The sequence below is a fragment of the Runella sp. genome (assembly GCF_965279615.1).
Lineage (GTDB): Bacteria > Bacteroidota > Bacteroidia > Cytophagales > Spirosomataceae > Runella.
This window is the reverse complement of sequence record NZ_OZ257252.1, coordinates 2,637,216-2,655,673: the sequence shown is the minus strand read 5'-3', so window position 1 is coordinate 2,655,673 and position 18,458 is coordinate 2,637,216. Positions and strand designations below refer to the sequence as shown.

Sequence of the window (18,458 nt, the reverse complement as noted above, 5' to 3'; positions counted from 1 at the left end):
TGCCTGTATATACTTACCAATTTTGCCTAACACATCTGCTGCCGGCAGACACGTGTTCCGCTCATTATTTTCAACACATTTTCAACTCCTATTTTAGTATGAAACAATTTATCACCTTCACTCTCTCAGCACTGCTTTTTCTGACAGGATGCTCTGAAAACGACACCCCGGTGGCGCCTACTTATAAAGGTGCCGAGCAGGCACTGGGCAACGGGAAAGCCTACTCCTGGGTTAAATTCTCGACCGACAACATCCCGACCTCTATCGGCTTTACGCTCACCAAAGGAGCCTTGGACAACCTGCCCCACGGAGGCGTGGCGCTGGTATTGAGTCTCCCTACGGAAGCTGTGGGCAAAACACCCTTCGACCACATCATGTTGGATTACCTGCACACAGGCCATGAGCCGCCGGGGGTGTACGATGTGGCCCATTTTGACATGCACTTTTACATGCAGTCGTTGGCTGAACGTAAAGCCATCCCTATTTATGATGCGGCAAAGGCTAAGTTTGATAATCTGCCGGCCGCAGGATATATTCCTTCTCCCTACATTCGTTTGCCGGCAGGTGTACCTGAAATGGGCGTGCATTGGGCCGACCCCCGCTCAGCGGAATTGGCCGGTACAGGTAAGTTTACCGAAACGCTCATCTTCGGCTCGTACGATGGAAAGGTAACCTTCATTGAGCCGATGGTAGCGTATGAGTTTTTGAAAAGCAGTCCCAACCTGACCAAGGCCGTTCCCACACCGACGAAGTTCGCCAAGGCGGGGTATTTTCCCATGAAGTACAGCATTAAACAGGTAGGCGATGAAATCGTTGTCAGTCTGGATGACCTTATGATGATGCAATAGCCTTAGATCAGGATAACCTTAAAATACAACGGAGCATGAAAAAAATAGGAATGCTTGTTCTCAAAATAATGGCCGGTTTGGCGGTCATAGGGGTCATTGCATTGTTGTTCGTCAACTTCAGGGGCGTACCTTCCTATGAAGTTAATATACCCGATAACATTAAAAATGTAAATGTAGAGGTAACACCTGAACGGGTGGCACGCGGAGAAAAAATCGCGCTCATTATGTGCAATGCCTGTCACGCCAACGGAGAGAATCGGCTGGTAGGAAAGCATATCGCCGACTTACCCGCGGAATTCGGGAAGGCTTATTCGCTCAATATTACCCGGGACGCAGAAGACGGTATCGGCAGTTGGACCGATGGAGAGATCATATATTTTCTCAAAACGGGCATCAAGCGTACGGGGCAGTATGCGCCTATTATGCCTAAGTTTCCGCGCATGGCCGACGAAGACCTGAAGTCAGTCATTGCCTACCTGCGCTCGGATCGTTTTCCGGTACAGGCAACCAAAGGGGCAGGACACGAACAGGAACCCAGTTTTCTGCTCAAAGTGTTGACCAATACGGTCATGAAGCCCATTGAGCCCATTACCGAACCCATCTTGGTGCCTGATTCGACCGATAAAACGGCGTTTGGAAAGTACATCGCCAACGATCTCATTGCCTGCTATGGTTGTCACTCGGGCGACTTTGCCAAAGAAGACCCGCTCCATCCCGAAAAATCGTTTGGGTTTTATGGCGGAGGCATCAAAATGCCCGACTTGGAAGGCAACATCATCCCTTCGGCCAATCTGACCTTTGACGAAGAGACGGGAATCAGTAAAAAGTACACGGAGGAACAGTTTGTGCAGGCCGTAAGGCTGTGTAAAAAACCGGACGGAACGCTTTTGCGCTATCCGATGCAGCCGCACCTTACCCTGACCGACTATGAAGTGAAAGCAATCTATGCTTACCTCAAAACTGTTCCTAAGATCAGGAATAATGTTAATGCGCAATAAAGAGGCCGTTTTTGGGCCTTTTAAGATTCTTTCGTGGTAGAAAGAAGAAAAGTTGGGGAGAGGTTTTAGCTCCTGAAATTGATCCCCGCTTTTCCGTTTTTCTGCCCGAGATCAGCAGTTAGTTCTCAGCGTTTATTAATTTCTTTCTACCAATGAAAAAACTCTTTTCTCTTTTCATGGCTTTACTCCTAAGCCAACACCTTATGGCCCAGACCAAAACCTGGAACGGCTCGGTAAGCACCGATTGGTACACTGCGGCCAACTGGACACCCTCCAACGGGGCTATGGCCGGCGCTCCTACCGCAATTGACAATGTGGTGATCAACATTGCAAGTCCCGACCCGGTCATTGCATCCGGAAATGCCGTTGCCAAATCGATCAGTTTGGACGTGGTCGGCAGCGCATTGACCATCAGCAACGGTGCAACCCTAACCGTCTCCGCGAGTTCGGGCAAGGTCATCAGTGTAATAGGCGGCACGATCACCAATAACGGTACGCTTTCGATCACCAATTCGAATGGCAGTTATGTCTCAGCAAATGAAGCTCTTTCCCTGACAAGTGCAGGTACCCTAATCAATGCCGGTACAGTCACCATCACCGGCGGAGCAAACGTGGCCATCAGCGTGGTAGGCGGTACTTTTACGAACCAAACCGGTGGAAATGTTACAGCCAATGGCCGTGACGTAGTGCGAATGGGCAGCACGGGTACGAGTTTCACTAACGCCGCCGGAGCCACATTGACCGGAACAGGCTCCAACAATGGATTTTTTGTGCAACCGGGTACAATCTCCAACTCAGGTATAATTGATGTAACAGGACAATCGGAATTTTACAACAATGCATCTCTGACCAACAATGCCTGCGGAAAGATCAAAATTACGGGCGATTTCTACAACCAAACGGGCAGCACAACGTCCAATGCGGGTTTTTTGCACGTGACGGGTGCTTTGTCCAACAATGGTAGCGCTACCAATACAGGGGTTCTAAAGTATGGTTCTTCCTCAAGTACTTTTACCAATTCCGGCAACGCATCAGTGAGGGTGAACAATACGCCAACACCTATTTTTACCTACGGCGGAACGTACAACGGTACCATCAACGGGATTTTTACCAATACCGCAGCCACCACTTCGGCCGGCACTTTTACGGCACCCAATACCTTTGTGGGTTCCAATACATTGCCGGTGGGTTCGCAAACACTCTATGCCAAGATCACTCCTTTCGGTGGCGCCTGTGAATACATCGTGCCTTTTACGTATGTGTACACACCGCCGCCTTCTTTCACGACCCAACCTGCCAATGCTGCCGTTTGCAGCGGAGCCTCTGTTTCATTTACGGTCGCTGCTGACGACGCTACGGGGTATCAATGGCAAATAAGCACGAATAGCGGAACAACGTGGACGAATCTTTCCAATAATTCGAACTATACCAATGTGACCACCACGACTTTGAATATCAACAGTTCAACGGGTTTGGGTAGTTCTATTTACCGCTGCGTAGCTACCGGCCCCGGCGGCTCCACTAACTCCAATTCCGCCTCTATTACCCTAAATCCATCCACTACACCCTCTGTCTCCGGCACAATCACCTGGACCGGGGCCATCAGTACGGACTGGAATACGCCCTGCAACTGGTCGCCGGGAAGTGTCCCCACGGCCGAGAATGACGTAGTGATTCCCAACGTGGCCAATGACCCCGTCATCGCAAACGGTATAACAGCCACCACGGGCTACCTGACTTTAAATACGGGTGCCGTATTGGTCGTGAATGTGGGAGGGATTTTGAATGTAAGAGGAAAACCGGAGGATGGAATGATGCTGACTTCAGCAACATTTACCAATAACGGTACAACCGATATTCAACGTCCCGGCGGTTTGCCCTTCTCCTCAGGCGGTATTTACGCGGCGGTCGGCTCCACCGTCAACAACTCCGGAACGCTGACGGTGAATGCAAGTGTGTCGCCCATATCTAACGGAAGCACATCGCTTGCCGTCAATAATAATACAGGTGGTGTTTTGAACGTGATCAATGGGAATGCCTTTACATCAATCGGTGGCAGCACGAATCTGAACATTACAAATGACGGTATCATTAATGTTAACAGTACGACAATGAGTGGTTTTAAACTTTTAACCAACAATGGTACGGTCAATATCAATGGTGGCGGTATTGAGGTTTTAAGCGGAAAAACGGTCACTAATAATGTATGCGGTAAAATCTATGTAAATGTAGGAAGTTATTCAAATAACGGAACTACTACCAATTTTGGCTATATTCAAATAACCAATGAATTGGCAATCGGCTCAGGGTTTTCTAACAGAGGTGTATTGAAATACGGTACTTTGTCAGGAACAGTTATAAACACCACTGCCGCCGCCGTCATCGTTAAAGACAGTCCTACGCCCATTTTTACGTACGCAAGTTCGTTCAGCGGTACGGTAGACGGTATTTTTACAAATGCCGCAGCGACCATTTCGGCCGGTACCTTTACGGCACCCAACACTTTTACACCGTCAGGATTACCCTTGGGCTCGCAAACACTCTATGCCAAAATTACACCAAGTGGCGGGGCCTGCTCCTACATTGTTCCTTTTATTTATATAGTGTTGCCCAACTTCACCACACACCCAACCAATGCGACGGTGTGTGCACCACAGGCAACTTCTTTCACCGTTGCCGCTACAAATGCCACCTCTTTGCAGTGGCAGATCAGTACCGACGGTGGCACTGCCTGGACAAACATTGCCGCAGCAGGAGTTTACTCCAACGTCACCACAACGACCCTCAATATCAGCAACACGGCCGGTCTTAATGCCAATCAATATCGTTGCGTAGCCACAAACGTAGGAGGAAGTGTCAACTCCAATGCCGCTACATTGACCGTCATTACCTCGGTTTCAACCCCAACGGGTACCCTTACCTGGACAGGTGCGATCAGTACGGATTGGAACCTGGCCTGTAACTGGTCGCCGGCAAGCATACCCAGCGCCGGTAACGACGTAGTGATTCCCAATACAACGAACGACCCCGTTATTGGAGCCGGAATTGCGGCATTGGCAAAAACAGTAGAGGTTCAAACCGGTGCGCTGTTTACCATTGCCGCCACCGCCTCTCTTACGATCAATGGCTCAAAATCAGTTTCTTCCATTGTCTCTGCCTTTGATAATAACGGCACGGTAAACAACAACGGCTTGATCAGCATTGGCAGCACCACAAGCTCAGGAGCGTATGGAATGGTCAACAGAACCACTTTTAATAATACGGGCGGAGAAATCAAAGTAGATAACGCCACCTCCGGAGGAATCTACAACCGTACAGGTACGTTTACCAATGCGGCAAAAATCACCATTGGCTCAATCAGCTCGATAACCGGTAGCGGAATTTTTAATGACGATACTTTTAATAATAACGCAGGCGGAGACATCAAGATCGACCAAGTCACAAGCAATGGAATATTCAATCGTACGGGTACTTTCAATAATATCGCCAAAATCATGATCGGTACAACAAACTCCGTTTCAACGGGAATGCTGAACGATGCTACGTTTATCAATAACACGGGTGGAGAAATGACGATTACCGGTACCACCTCAACGGGTTTTTACAATAGAGGAGGTACTTTTACCAATGCCGCATTATTTGTTATTGAAACGAATGGCGTTTTAACCAGAGCTACATTAAATAATCAGGCTTGTGGGAAAATACTGATCAGCGGTGGTGCACTTCAAAACGACCAGAGTGGAGTTACTTATACCAATCTGGGATATACAGAAGTGACCGGTTCGTTGAGTATTACAGGCGGCGCTATCTTTACCAATAACGGTACGCTGAAATATGGTTCGGTAACAGGAGCTGTAACCAACAATACCGCTTCATCTGTTATTGTCAATAACAATCCTACGAATTCTACGATCTTCACCTACGGAGGTGTGTACAACGGCACCATCAACGGTATTTTCACCAATGCGGCGGCCACGACTTCAGCCGGTACGTTTACAGCACCTAATACATTTGCACCGTCAGGGTCATTACCTGCCGGTTCTCAAACGCTTTATGCCAAAGTTACGCCAAGCGGCGGGGCCTGCTTTTATGTAGTGCCGTTTACGTATGTAGTGGCAACGCCTGCGCCCTCATTCACCACCCAACCCACCAATGTGAGTGTATGTAACGGTGCAGCGACTTCGTTTACGATTGCAGCCACCAACGCCGTGTCTTATCAATGGCAGATCAGTACCAACAATGGCAGTACCTGGACAAACATTACAGCGTCAGCGATTTATACCAACGTGACCACAACGACGCTCAATATCAGTAACGTAACAGGCCTTAATGGCAACCAATACCGCGCTGTGGCAACGGGCTTGGGAGGTAATACCAACTCTAACGCGGCGACATTGTTGGTGATTCCAACTACTTTGATGTTGATTAGCCCGGCCAATGATATCAGTACCAACGCGGGTACGAAACAAGCCGGGCAAACCATCACGGCCACTAATAAACTGACGGCTGCGGCAGTTGTAACCTACCGGGCAGGTGATTCCATCACGCTCAATCCCGGATTTCTGGCGGATACCGGCGTAATTTTCATTACTCAAATGGCAGGGTGCAATTAGTTTTGAGACCTTCCAATCAACTCCCGGATACTTTGAGTATCCGGGAGTATTTCTCCAACCATTCAACGGAATTTAAGATCATGAGCGGAATTACACTTATCCCAAATGTTGAAGGCACGTTGCGTTTGCCGCGTTTTCAAACCAAATCGGGCGAACGTATCATCGACTCGCGCCGCATTATCTACCTGAGTGCGCAATTGAATTACACGATTTTCCATTTGGCCGACGGTGAGCAAGTGGTTACATCGTTATCGCTAAGCTTCTATGCTCCTTTATTGGGAGCCTGTGGATTTATCAGAGTGCATAAATCCTATATGGTCAACGGATATTATTTGGGCAACTGCCGGTTGAAACAAAACCGAGAACTTCGCTTGCCCAACGGGAAGGTGATCGAAGTAGCCCGCCGACGGCATACAGAACTGAAACAAAAGCTGAAAAGTCAATTGATAATGAGGTGATTTGAGGCTGAATAAGAATATAAAAAACGTTATTGTTCATGCAACGCCGCAGAGTGGCGGTCCACCGCTGCGGAAAAGATGGAAATGCATGATGCTCATATTGTTAGCATCTTGGCAGCTTTGTGTGATATTTAAAATAGAGGCGTATGAGTAATTAACATTTTTCGGAGGATAGAATATTAAAAAGGGGGCACCTGAGAGATGCCCCCTTTTTAGTTTTTTAAAGAAAAAGAGTATCATTGACACTCCCTTTACCCCATTCCTAAACCCTTTACCTTATGAGATACAATTACTGAAAAAAATCATTCCGGGTCTCAATAATCCTAAAAACACCTTCTTTTTTCGGAAATTGGAGAAATAATTGCCCAAAATGATCCGGGAAGTGATGCAATACCGGGAAATATTTTCTCAACTACTTTTTTCCCCTTCAAGATATGCGTTTCATAAGCCGTGATTATAAATCAACGAACCAACAAAAAGTGCCCACACAGGGTGCAAAACAGTAGGCCGTTTACCGAGCTATTTTATTGATTTATCGGGATATTTTTAAGTACAATTGCTGCCATGTCGCCGCGAATTAAAAACAGGCTATAACTGCATGAAAAGAACGTGAATAAGCACATGACTAAAAAAAATGCTGACACAGGTTCGACGGCGTATTGTTTTTCCGGATATACTTCTTTTTGGGCCTAAGGCCGTTAATTGGCATGTTATTTGTTGGGAAGTAGCTTCCTGTTTTTTTTCTTCTTTTATATCTCCATTTAGCAAAGGACTTTAACCTTATTTTTTTTGCTAACCCCTGATTTAGGCCAAGTTAACGAATGGTATATTTTTGATTCGAAATTGGTATAATTATTGCCCTTCGGATTTGCGTGAAAAACCAAACGCCAACTATCATTTTTAGTGCCTTACCTTGCTGCACCGGTAAAGGGAAATTCTACTTGAATACTTATTAATTAGACTCCGTTATGAACAAATTGGTTACCGCCTCATTGCCTGAATTACGTACCGGTCTTTGTTGGTTATTGTCAGGGATTTTTAATTTACTATGCTTTTCTGTTGCGTATAGTCAATGTTCAATCACCATCAATAAAGTCTTGGTGTCAGGATGTTATGTGGTCAACGGTGCCGGTAAATCCACCGTTAGTGTTGAAGTTGGCTGGATCAATCCGAATTCTGACAGCATCAGTGTCACCTTGGGTACCCAAGTACGAACCATCAAGCCCGGAACATTTCCGGTTGATTACAGTTATGGCGGCATTTTGGCTCCCGGCGGCAACCAAACCATTGTGACACCTCAGGTAGTAGCTTTTGAAATTGACGCTAATGGCGCACCCGGAACCATTACCGCAGCTTTCTTCTCTGACGCCAATTGTTCTGCTACCGCTTCTTTTACCGCTCCGGCAAGCTGTTTACCGCAAGTGTGTCAGGCCGGTTGGTTGGGAGGGCGCGTCTTTAATGATTATAATGCCGACGGAGTGATACAATCAGGCGAAACCAACGGAGTAGGGGGTGTTACGGTGACGATCTATCCCTGTACGGGTAGCCCCGTAGTGGCCACTACAGATATTTTCGGTACATGGACTACCGGCGCATCACTTGCTTATCCTGTCCGGGTAGAATTTACCACTATTCCTGCGGCTTACAAAGGCAGTACTACGCTACAGGGAAGTAATAGCCGTACCAGTGTGCAATTTGTAGAGTCCGGACGTTGTGATGTTGATCTGGGGATCAGTGACCCGCAGGATTATTGTGAGGACGATCCGTTGATCATTGTTCCGACCTACATTATGGGCGATCCTTTAGCGGTCGGGAATTCATCTGATGCCAATGCACTCATCGGTTTCCCTTATTCTTACGGTGGCGCTGCGCCGCTTCCCAATACGTTAACTGTCAGCGCTAAATACATTGGAACTACCTGGGGACAGGCCTATAACCGAAACGCGCGGGTATTGTTCAGTGCCGCTACCGTAAAACGGCATTCCGGTTTAGGTCCGGGCGGAATTGACGCTATTTACTTAACGGATATAAGCGATCCTTCCAATCCCTCTATTCCCGAATATATTAATTTGGGGAGTGCTCCCTTTAACATAAATGTGGGCAGTATCGCCTCTAACAGCGACCGAGACCTCCACGGTGAAAAAGCATTCTCTTCCCGAGATGATCAGGCATTTGCGGCTGTTGGTAAGATCGGTATCGGAGGAATGAATTTATCTGCCGACGGCAACACGCTGTATATGATGAATTTGTACGATAATTCATTGTATGCATTGGATCTGACGGCTTACAATGCCGACCCATCTCATAATAAATCGTTGATCACCTTAAAAGGCGGGCCTTATGCGGTTCCGAGTATAAGTTGTACGGGCAGTCAACAACGGTCTTGGGCCGTTAAATTCTACAAAGATCATGTGTATATCGGTTCCGTTTGCGATGCTTCGATCAGTCAGTCGCGTTCTGATCTGCGCGCTGCCGTTTTTGTATTCGATCCCGCTACTTCCACTTTCAATGCCACTCCGGTTCTTGATTTTCCATTGACCTATCCAAAAGGCTTCAGCAATCATGAACTGCCCAATTCGACAGGATGGTATCCCTGGACCGATGATTTCAATACATTTTTGGCGCTTCAGTCAAGTTTTATTTCCTACCCTACACCCATACTTAGTGACATGGAATTTGATATCGACGGTTCATTGATTTTGGGGTTGATGGATCGTACCGGTATGCAAACAGGATTTAAAAACTACAGTACTGATCACAATGATCACAATTTGTATAGTGGTCAGGTAGGTGGCGATCTTCTGAGAGCATATGCTAAAAATGGTGTTTTTGTGTTGGAAAATAACGGCAAGGCCGGCCCTTCCATTGGCTATGGAGCCAACAATAATCAAGGGCCCGGTTTTGGCGAATTTTATAACGACAATGCAGGAAGCGTTGAGACAGGCAGATTATATCATGCCGAAAACGGCTTAGGAGCGCTGGCGTTGCGTCCCGGAACGGGCGAAGTAGTGGCGGGGGTAATGGACCCCACCGGAAGCGGAACCCCTCATGCGTTTGCTCCCTGGTCCGGCGGAGTTCGATGGATGAACAACCAAACGGGTTTGACCAATGATGCCTATGCCATTTACCTTACTCCTTTTGACAATAACTTAGACGGTACTTTCGGAAAGTCAACGGGATTGGGTGGTTTAGATCTGGCCTGTAACCTGCCGCATTATTTAGAAGTTGGGAACCGTGTTTGGATCGACACCAACAAAGACGGTATTCAGGATGCCTGTGAATTGGCACTGGCAGGGGTCAATGTTTCGCTATACAAAGGCAGTACCCTCATTGCTGCCACGACCACCGATGCCAAGGGAGAATATTATTTCTCTTCCAAAAGCAAGATCGGCAGTGGCAGTTGGAGCGGTACGGGCGCAGATACTGCTTTATTACCTGTTACTCAATATGTGATTTTGTTCGGAACAGGTGGGCAGTTTGCTAATAATGCATTGACTGTTAATGGATTGTCTTATGGGCTTACCATCCTAAACAGCTCCGTTACCCATGCCAATGATCTTAATGATTCAGACGCACAGGTGATCACGTTGGCCGGAAATACGGCACCGGGTATCACGTTTACCACCGACGACTATGGTGTAGTAAATCATACGCTGGATATGGGAGTGCTCTGCACTCAGCCGCAAGCGGGCAGCGATCAAACGATCTGCGCACCATCCACCACAACTACGTTGATCGGATTCAGTCCGGCGGGAGGTACCTGGTCGGCGGCGGCGGGAAATCCCGGTACTGCTACTGTAACCAATCAGGGAGTTGTAACTGGTCTGACAAATGACGGCGTCTATCGGTTTGTATACACAATTATGGGAGGGTGTACCGATACGGTTTCGGTGACGCGTACAACCGGCGGTCCTGACTGTATTGTAGATTTGGCGCTCAAGAAAAGCATTAATAAAAAGATAGCACAGCTTGGAGATACGTTGACATACACCATCAACGTATGGAACGAAAGCGGTACCACCGCTACAGGAGCAGAAGTAACGGATTCTGTGGCTACTACGGTACAGGTATTGGCCGGATCTTTTGTGGCAAGTCGCGGAACGGCGGGTATTTCAGGTCATGTCATTACGTGGAATATCGGAACCATTGAAGCCAATGGAGATACGGTTACACTGACCTATCAGGTAAAAGCTACGCAGGTGGGTGTTCACCCCAATACGGCAGAAATTTCAAAAACCAATGAAAAGGACATAGACTCCACGCCAAAGAACGGAAAAGATAACGAAGATGATTTGGATCGCCAATGTTTTAGCGTTCCGTTTGCGCTCTGTCCTACTGAAAAGGTACAGGTCAGCGTTCCGGCAAAGTATACAAATGTGGAATGGTTTAAGGACGGAAGTCCAACGGCTATTGCGCAGGGAAATTCTGTATTGTTAAGCGAAACGGGAACCTATACTTTCACCGCACAGAACAGTACTTGCCCCGCCGGAGGATGCTGCCCGATCATTATCGTTTCGGGGACCAATTGTTGTCCCGACGACCTGTGTATTCCTTTTGTGATCAAAAAAGTGAAATAATCATTCATCTCCTTCATAAAAACACTACCCCGAAACAGTTTCGGGGTAGTGTTTTTATCGGGATTTTGTAAATTCATTTGTTTCAAATTCTCTCAAAAAAAGTATAAAATCTAAAAATTGCGTTTTGATTATATGCTTACATCGCTTTTCGGAAACAGCATAAAATTAACCAAAACCACTTTTTATTCATAATGATTCGAATCCTTTTTTGGGGCTTATTTCTAGCAGTAATTCAGACAAACAGCAACGCCGACCGGGCAACTCCTTTGGCAATGCCTATCCCTGTCATTTTAGATACAGACATGGATTCCGATGTTGACGATGCGGGCGCTTTGGCGATGTTGCATGCTTATGAAAAACAAGGCAAAATACGCATACTGGGCGTGATCGTCACCAGCGATGAAGCATACAGTGCCGGTTGTACGGATGCGATCAATACTTATTTTGGACGTAAAAATATTCCGATCGGGGTTAGTCAACGCGACTCGCTGAAGACTTTTTCAAAATACACCCAACAAATTACGCAATCATTTCCGAACCGGTACCCTACCAATGCCGCCGCCGAAGACGGCACCGCAGTCTATCGCCGTTTACTTGCCGCCGAAAAGGATGGTAGCGTAGTTATCATCACCATTGGTCACTTGACGAGTTTGAGCCGGTTGCTGGATTCGGCCCCGGACAGGATCAGTAAACTCAGCGGCATTGAATTGGTCAGAAAAAAAGTAAAGCGCTGGTCATGCATGGGAGGACAGTTTCCGGCAGGAAAAGAAGCCAATTTCTACCGACCTGACCCTGCTTCAACCGTTAATTGTCTTGCCAAATGGACGCTGCCCGTCACCTTTGCCGGTTGGGAAGTCGGCAACCAAATCATCACGGGCGGTGCGCTCTTCAAGGCGGCCTGTCCACCCGACAGTCCGATCTATCGCGCTTACGAGTTATACAACAATTTCAAAGGCAGAGCCGGTTGGGATCAGATCGCTTTATTGGAAGCGGTGGAAGGCGCAGGATCATTTTTTACGGTTAAAAAAGACGGTCATTGTTATGTAGCTGCCGATGGAAGCAATCAATGGAAATCACCTTCCAATACGATCCACGGGTATTTGGTCATTCAGGCTTCCATCGACCGGATACGTGAGCATATTGACGAATTAATGTTGGTCATGCCTTTACCGGTTTATAAAAAATCTGGCGGAAGACCGTAGTTTTTCTCAGGAAAAGTAACAAATTCCCGTTGCATAATCAGAATTTTGTTTGCCCCGGATGGGGTCAGACGTTTGTAGAAACAAAGGGCATTCTCTACAAACGTCTGACCCCATCCGGGGGCAAACAACAGACGAATAATTTCACGTAATTTTGAAAATTAATAACTGCTTTTATGAAAAATGTAAATGGATTTGTTCTATTGCTCGCCACGCTTGTATCATGTGTGGCACCAAAGGAAAATGAAGATAAAAAGGTACCAATCGTAGGTACATGGCAACTCATTACCGGAACGCTTATCGAAAAAGGGGATACTGTTGTGACGGATTACACCAAAAACAGCTCCTTTATTAAGATCATTAACGAAACTCATTTCGCTTTTTTGCACCATGATTTGAAGAAAGGCAAGGATTCAACGGCAGTTTTTTCTTCGGGAGGAGGCACGTATTCACTCAGTGGCAGTGTCTATACCGAGCAGTTGGATTATTGCAGCGCCCGGGAATGGGAGGGAAACAAATTCATCTTTGCCATCGACATTGCCAATGATACGCTCATTCAGCGCGGAGTGGAGAAAGTGGAAAGTGCAGGAATAAACAGAATAAATATTGAAAAGTATGTTAGGGTGAAAAAATAAATTCCCCTTTTAGAGCCGGGAACGCCGCCGGAACATATTACCCTGATTCCTTACAGCTGTACTACGCTGCGTATTGCACAGTTTCCGATCGTGGATGCGCATAAGTGATGGAAAAGTGCAGCGTTAGACACATTGGCAATAACTCCCCGGCGCGTTACATTGCTTTCCTGAAAAGATACTATGCGGTGTTCAATGCAGCAATTTGCGGCTTATAGGCCTCCGGCAGGAGCATATTTTTGAGGTAGTTCTCCACTTTCAGAAACCGTAAAAATTTATAGGTGATAATCACTGATGCAAAAATAGGAGTGTTTCCTAGCCGCAGAAGCTTGTTTACTCTTTGGGGAACGACTAAAATTTGAGCTTGTTTGAGAATAAAAAACCGAATTGTACCTAAATGTTTTTTATACTGTCGGTAAAGATCAACGGTAAAAGCGCTCGCCAGTAAATGCTCCTGAATGTGTTCCTCACGCATTTGTTGCCAGCTATGAAAGTTGGTGGGTAAGCCACTGATTCCCATGCCGGACCCTACCCGGTAAAATACATCAAAGATATCTTCTTTTTCTTCCGGGGTTAGTTTTCGTTCTAATAATTCAAAAGATCGTATGGAATAATCTATCAGCATGAAAAGGACATCACGATAAGCCCAATCAGGAATTTGGGCGGCCCGTTTTTGTTCAACGGCCTGATGGATAGAAGTAATTTTATTAATGGCAAAAAGCGCCTGATCATAGTCAGCAAAAATGATCTGACGGGCGTAAGAAACGGTTGAAAATAAACGCCCCAGCGGATCGGAAGGTAATTTGCCGGTGAAATAAAGCCAGTCCACTGCCTTGTTTAAAGCAAATTCAGCCGATGCCCCCGCAAAGATGAAAAGTATCGTATCATCTTTTCCCCATATTTTCCTGACAATGGAATCAGGCGCTACAAAATAATTCATTTTGATAATTTTGGATTAAATCTTGTTTCAACAATCAGCACAAACAGCGCACCGGCGGTATAGGCAAGTATATCCTCCCATGCAAAGTAGGTACCTATGACAACCCTCGCAATGTTGATTTTTTCCAGTCCCAGCATCTCTACAATGTTGAAATACTGCAAGGTTTCCAGCACATAAGAAAAGAGCAAAACACCTATCAATGTTTCGTATAACTTGAAACTGGTAAATCCCCGAACGGTAGTATATAGTAAAATAATAACCAAAAAGTCGCCGCCGATGGGGCGTATAAAAGTATCTTTCACAAAGAGGGCGATTAAAATTTCGGTTACCAACAATACAAAGGCAACGATCAGGTACGGCTTATGTAAAGTCATTTAATTATTTAAAAGTACTTTTAAATGCAAAGTAAATTAGAAATAATGATTTTGTCAATAGGAGAAATGAATTGGCATACTCTAAAGGCTAAATTTTTCGCTGCCTTTATCCCTGACGCTGATTCAGCTCACTGTTTTGTGAAGAATCTTCGTTTTGGACTGTCGTTTTTTAATAAATCCCTGATGGCTTCGGCTACTTCAACGGGATAATCCGATTCTATGATGGAAGCGCCGTCTTTGGCAATGGAAACATAGGCAACTTTTCTTTCTTCCGCATTTTTTAACTTATCATAAGATGAAGCGGCTGAAATCATGCACATCGTTCCTTTTTTATTCAACGCGTCATACAATTCCCGATTTTCAGGTTTTACAAGAGGGCCGATGTAAGCGATCAATTGGGTGAACGGAATCGCGGCTTTTTCATACTCCTCCAGTTCTTTATTGGATTTTATAAAAGCGGAAAACATGCTGTTCTTGGCAGCATCCATATAAAATCGGGCCTCTTCCGGCTTGTGGACCGTCAGCATAACGAAGGCGTGTGCATTGTGTTTACGTATCAGTGCGGCGGTCATTTTTAGAGGCACATCTTTATGGTCAAGGTTCAGGATCGTTTTGCCGCGCGCCCATTCTATCACTTCCGACAACGTTGGAATCTCATAATCGGTTATGGTTCCTTCGGCATCTTTCAGACGGAGTTTTTTCAGTTCTGCATACGTGTAATCGGAGAGCTTCCCTTTGCCGTTGGTAGTGCGGTCGAGGGTTGCATCGTGCATCAGTACTATGACGCTGTCTTTGGTGAGTCGGGGGTCAATCTCAAAAAATGCCGGTGTATGCTGAAGGGTATGTTCAAACGAAGCAATTGAATTTTCGGGAAATCCTTTGGCAAGGCCTCCACGGTGGCCCGCGATCAGTAAGATGTCATTGCCGGTAAATTGAAAAAAAGAATGAAGGTCTTTGGCCGTTTTTAAGTTGATCACCTTCAGGGCGTTCTGTGCTTTCACAGGCATTAAAATAACACCAAACAAAAATGTGAGAACTGACAGTAAATAAGGCGTACGATTTTTCATATTCAAATTAATCATTTTTAACAGGTGAAAGTCCGGCGTTTGGTACACCAATTAAGCGAATTCAGCGAAACTTCTATACCTTTTAAATGAAATAATAATTACTTATGCAATACGGCACAATTATTCACGCAGAGTGTGCGGCAAAGAGTCAATGAACATCTTAGCGTCTTGGCGACTCTGCGTGGTATTTAAAATAAATGCGCACGAGAACTTAATATGAAAATAAGGGTGTATTCATATTTTTACATGATGAAATTACAATAATACTAAAGTGAAGTGCCCGATTCGATAGTGTTCTACTACCGAATCTGGCACTTTAGTGACGATAATTGTTGCTACGCAGACCTTTATAAGACAGTGCCGGAGCTAAAGTAAGCTTTGAAGACAAACGCCGAAGAGGCACATTTCGGATATGAACATATCAGGGGGTATAAGAGGTCAGGACATCTGCGGTAGAACCGGCTTTCATTGTAAGCGTTGTTACTTTACCTATTTTTTTCAATTTAGGAGATTGATATTTCCTTTTGGCGGAGCGATTGATCGGTTTCATAAATAGTAATGGATAATATCATTCAAACTATGTTTTTGACTTTTTCCTATTCACACAGGAATAGTATAAAGGAATGATATGCTTTATGGTTGATTGAATTTTGATAATTTTTGAATGCAAAGCAGAGAATAATGCTGTATTTGGGGGCGGCGTTATTTGATAATGATTTTTTTTGCCAGAGATCTTGTAGCATTCTTAAAGTGAATCATATACACTCCGGGAGTTAAAACCGCTTTGGGCACGAGTTCCATTTTATCTTCCTCTACAAAGCGCTTTGTACCTGAAAGAGTGCGGCCTTGCATATCCATCAAATTTACTTCCATTGAGGACAGTTCTGCCCCCATTATTTGAATGGTTTCGTTGGAAGTGGCCGGATTGGGATATATTTTGATCTCATCATTCTGCTCTATACCTTCCATAACAGCGGCAACCCAACGGGAGGCTTCTTGACGGCCGTCCAAATCGACCTGCATCAGTCGATAATAGTTTACTCCTAACTTAGGCCAGCTATCGGTAAAGGTGTATTGAATTTTTTCTTCGGAATTGCCTTTTGCTTTTACTTCTGCGATGTGCTGAAATGACTTCAATTGGTCTGTACTTCGATAGAGTGCAAAGTGACTGCTTCCGGATTCTTGCGAAGTAACCCATTTCAGATTTACCTGATTATTTTCAGGGTAAGCATTAAAAGAAACAAGTTTTACCGGCAAAGGATTGTTTTGTATACTATAGGTACAGGCAGCGTCATTGGTTGGGTCCATGATATTGAGCACGACCAACCGGGCAGGTAATGCCCCGCAGGGGGTATAGCCTGAACCGTTAACGATGCCGATGCCGATAAAACCTTCATTGCCGGCCGCTCCTCGGTTATCATTATAGCCCGTATTACCGCTTGCGTCGACATTCTGAATCAAGGCTGCTTCCCGGTGCCCCCACGATGAGCCTGCGTCACGATAGATCCACCCAAATAAGGCCTGCTCAACGGCAAATGTAGTTGAGCCGCCACAGGCTCGGTAAATATTTTCGGCTCTTCCCATAAATTCGCGACAATTGGCCGGGAAAGCGGCATTGATTCGGTCAGTTGGAGTACTGCCGCCGGCGCCGATATGTCCAAAGAGGTTGTTATCGAAAAGGTACTGGGCAAAAGATTGGGCTACGCCATCCAAGGTATTTTCCACCCCTTCTACGGGTTTGCCGATGGGAGTAACGGTAGCGGGAACCGTATAGGTTTGTCCCCCTCTTGCCATTCTTTCAGCATTGAGGATATAGAGGCCCTTTTGATCGTCGGATAACGTGCCGTAGGTGGCGGGAAGGGTTAAATTTCCCAGGGAGTTGGCAGGAAGCCCCAATTGGGTTTCTTCCGCTCTTCGGGCAAAATTAAACGCATTGACAATTTGAGTGGTCGTCGAAAAAAAGGCACCCGGAGCAAAATCGGTACACCCACTACAGGATGTCAGATCAACATTGGAGGTTAAATTTGGAGGAGCTTGTGCGCTTAAAAATGTGCTCCCAGCTATGCTTATTAAAATAGAAAAAAAATAGAATTTAGGCTTCATATTGTAATTTATATTAGTGATTTTTTATATTTTATTGATAATTATTTATGACATTTTTTGTTGAAAAAAAGTTACATAATTTTATGCTGTTGTACACATTGTACTTTGGAAGGTTATGAAGTGCTATAAATGGAATTGGATTTAATTATCAGAATCATGAATTTCGGATTTACCGATTTAATCAGCCAATAAGCTGAAATAGATTGATTATCTATACGGCCTTTACAAGCTTCGCAAATTTTTATCTTTTGGCAAAGGCAATTTGCTCGGGCAGGGATGTTTATACTACGTAATGCTTAATAAATTCAACGAAATGGTATTTGGGGCTTATGTTTTGTTTTTGTTAAAACTGCCTGCTGATAGAAATAATGGAAAGTTGGATGGTATTTTAATAAGGCTGTCGTAGGACAATCAACCGCTTTTGCATTCTTTCGTGTGTTATCGGTGATAATTTTTAACGTATATGTACCTACGTTAAAACAAATCAAACTTAATTCCAATACCATAAAAAGCCTGCACTCATGACATTTTGCAGCTACCGGCCGTAGAATGCGGCATTTGAGATAACGTCATAGCTTCGGATTTTACCGATTTTATACTGCATTGAAGAAATAGTTGAATGACAAAAATTACCGAAAGAGGCTTTTTT

The 18,458-nt window shown here is 45.3% G+C and carries 12 protein-coding genes; 7 read left to right on the top strand and 5 right to left on the bottom strand.

Features of this window, described 5'->3' with window-relative positions:
- Positions 1-98: 98 nt before the first annotated feature.
- The 7 genes from ACQY73_RS11615 (at position 99) to ACQY73_RS11585 (ending at position 13,328) form a co-directional block, all read left to right on the top strand.
- The gene (locus ACQY73_RS11615) at positions 99-848 is read left to right on the top strand and encodes a DUF5602 domain-containing protein (protein ID WP_428665797.1); all 750 of its coding nucleotides are present in this window, start codon (positions 99-101) and stop codon (positions 846-848) included.
- Between the two features lie 35 nt (positions 849-883).
- A complete protein-coding gene (locus ACQY73_RS11610; RefSeq protein WP_428665794.1) occupies positions 884-1,846 on the top strand; it encodes a c-type cytochrome in 963 nt (320 codons plus the stop codon).
- Positions 1,847-1,998: 152 nt separating this feature from the next.
- Positions 1,999-6,459 carry a beta strand repeat-containing protein gene (locus ACQY73_RS11605; protein ID WP_428665791.1) on the top strand — a complete coding sequence of 1,487 codons (4,461 nt, stop codon included), beginning with the start codon at positions 1,999-2,001 and terminating at the stop codon, positions 6,457-6,459.
- A 32-nt stretch (positions 6,460-6,491) separates the two neighbouring features.
- Entirely contained in the window at positions 6,492-6,917 is a 426-nt protein-coding gene (locus tag ACQY73_RS11600) for a LytR/AlgR family response regulator transcription factor (protein ID WP_428665788.1), read from the top strand.
- 968 nt (positions 6,918-7,885) lie between these two features.
- On the top strand, positions 7,886-11,494 hold the full coding sequence (locus ACQY73_RS11595; protein ID WP_428665785.1) for an SdrD B-like domain-containing protein: 3,609 nt from the start codon (positions 7,886-7,888) through the stop codon (positions 11,492-11,494).
- A gap of 191 nt (positions 11,495-11,685) precedes the next feature.
- Positions 11,686-12,696, top strand: coding sequence for a nucleoside hydrolase (locus ACQY73_RS11590; protein ID WP_428665782.1), 1,011 nt, complete (start codon positions 11,686-11,688; stop codon positions 12,694-12,696).
- A 173-nt stretch (positions 12,697-12,869) separates the two neighbouring features.
- Positions 12,870-13,328 carry a hypothetical protein gene (locus ACQY73_RS11585; RefSeq protein ID WP_428665779.1) on the top strand — a complete coding sequence of 153 codons (459 nt, stop codon included), beginning with the start codon at positions 12,870-12,872 and terminating at the stop codon, positions 13,326-13,328.
- Positions 13,329-13,506: 178 nt separating this feature from the next.
- Here ACQY73_RS11585 and ACQY73_RS11580 read toward each other — a convergent pair whose 3' ends face one another.
- From ACQY73_RS11580 to ACQY73_RS11560, 5 genes are all read right to left on the bottom strand, one after another.
- Positions 13,507-14,265 carry an oxygenase MpaB family protein gene (locus ACQY73_RS11580; protein ID WP_428665776.1) on the bottom strand — a complete coding sequence of 253 codons (759 nt, stop codon included), beginning with the start codon at positions 14,263-14,265 and terminating at the stop codon, positions 13,507-13,509.
- Positions 14,262-14,639 (bottom strand): DUF2809 domain-containing protein, encoded by a 378-nt coding sequence (locus ACQY73_RS11575; protein ID WP_428665774.1) that lies wholly within the window; start codon positions 14,637-14,639, stop codon positions 14,262-14,264. The genes ACQY73_RS11580 and ACQY73_RS11575 overlap by 4 nt, the downstream gene beginning before the upstream one ends.
- 128 nt (positions 14,640-14,767) lie before the next feature.
- Positions 14,768-15,706 carry a glycerophosphodiester phosphodiesterase family protein gene (locus ACQY73_RS11570; protein ID WP_428665772.1) on the bottom strand — a complete coding sequence of 313 codons (939 nt, stop codon included), beginning with the start codon at positions 15,704-15,706 and terminating at the stop codon, positions 14,768-14,770.
- Between the two features lie 421 nt (positions 15,707-16,127).
- Positions 16,128-16,256: a hypothetical protein gene (locus ACQY73_RS11565; RefSeq protein ID WP_428665769.1), complete on the bottom strand. Its 129-nt coding sequence runs from the start codon at positions 16,254-16,256 to the stop codon at positions 16,128-16,130.
- A gap of 152 nt (positions 16,257-16,408) precedes the next feature.
- Complete coding sequence (locus ACQY73_RS11560) at positions 16,409-17,809, bottom strand: T9SS type A sorting domain-containing protein (RefSeq protein WP_428665766.1); 1,401 nt, start codon at positions 17,807-17,809, stop codon at positions 16,409-16,411.
- Positions 17,810-18,458 lie beyond the last annotated feature (649 nt).

What these genes read in the sequence shown, in the direction of transcription:
- ACQY73_RS11615 (WP_428665797.1), top strand. Translation starts at nt 99, where the DNA reads ATGAAACAATTTATCACCTTCACTCTCTCAGCACTGCTTTTTCTGACA.
- ACQY73_RS11610 (WP_428665794.1), top strand. Translation starts at nt 884, where the DNA reads ATGAAAAAAATAGGAATGCTTGTTCTCAAAATAATGGCCGGTTTGGCG.
- ACQY73_RS11605 (WP_428665791.1), top strand. Translation starts at nt 1,999, where the DNA reads ATGAAAAAACTCTTTTCTCTTTTCATGGCTTTACTCCTAAGCCAACAC.
- ACQY73_RS11595 (WP_428665785.1), top strand. Translation starts at nt 7,886, where the DNA reads ATGAACAAATTGGTTACCGCCTCATTGCCTGAATTACGTACCGGTCTT.
- ACQY73_RS11590 (WP_428665782.1), top strand. Translation starts at nt 11,686, where the DNA reads ATGATTCGAATCCTTTTTTGGGGCTTATTTCTAGCAGTAATTCAGACA.
- ACQY73_RS11585 (WP_428665779.1), top strand. Translation starts at nt 12,870, where the DNA reads ATGAAAAATGTAAATGGATTTGTTCTATTGCTCGCCACGCTTGTATCA.
- ACQY73_RS11580 (WP_428665776.1), bottom strand. Translation starts at nt 14,265, where the DNA reads ATGAATTATTTTGTAGCGCCTGATTCCATTGTCAGGAAAATATGGGGA.
- ACQY73_RS11575 (WP_428665774.1), bottom strand. Translation starts at nt 14,639, where the DNA reads ATGACTTTACATAAGCCGTACCTGATCGTTGCCTTTGTATTGTTGGTA.
- ACQY73_RS11570 (WP_428665772.1), bottom strand. Translation starts at nt 15,706, where the DNA reads ATGAAAAATCGTACGCCTTATTTACTGTCAGTTCTCACATTTTTGTTT.
- ACQY73_RS11565 (WP_428665769.1), bottom strand. Translation starts at nt 16,256, where the DNA reads ATGAAACCGATCAATCGCTCCGCCAAAAGGAAATATCAATCTCCTAAA.
- ACQY73_RS11560 (WP_428665766.1), bottom strand. Translation starts at nt 17,809, where the DNA reads ATGAAGCCTAAATTCTATTTTTTTTCTATTTTAATAAGCATAGCTGGG.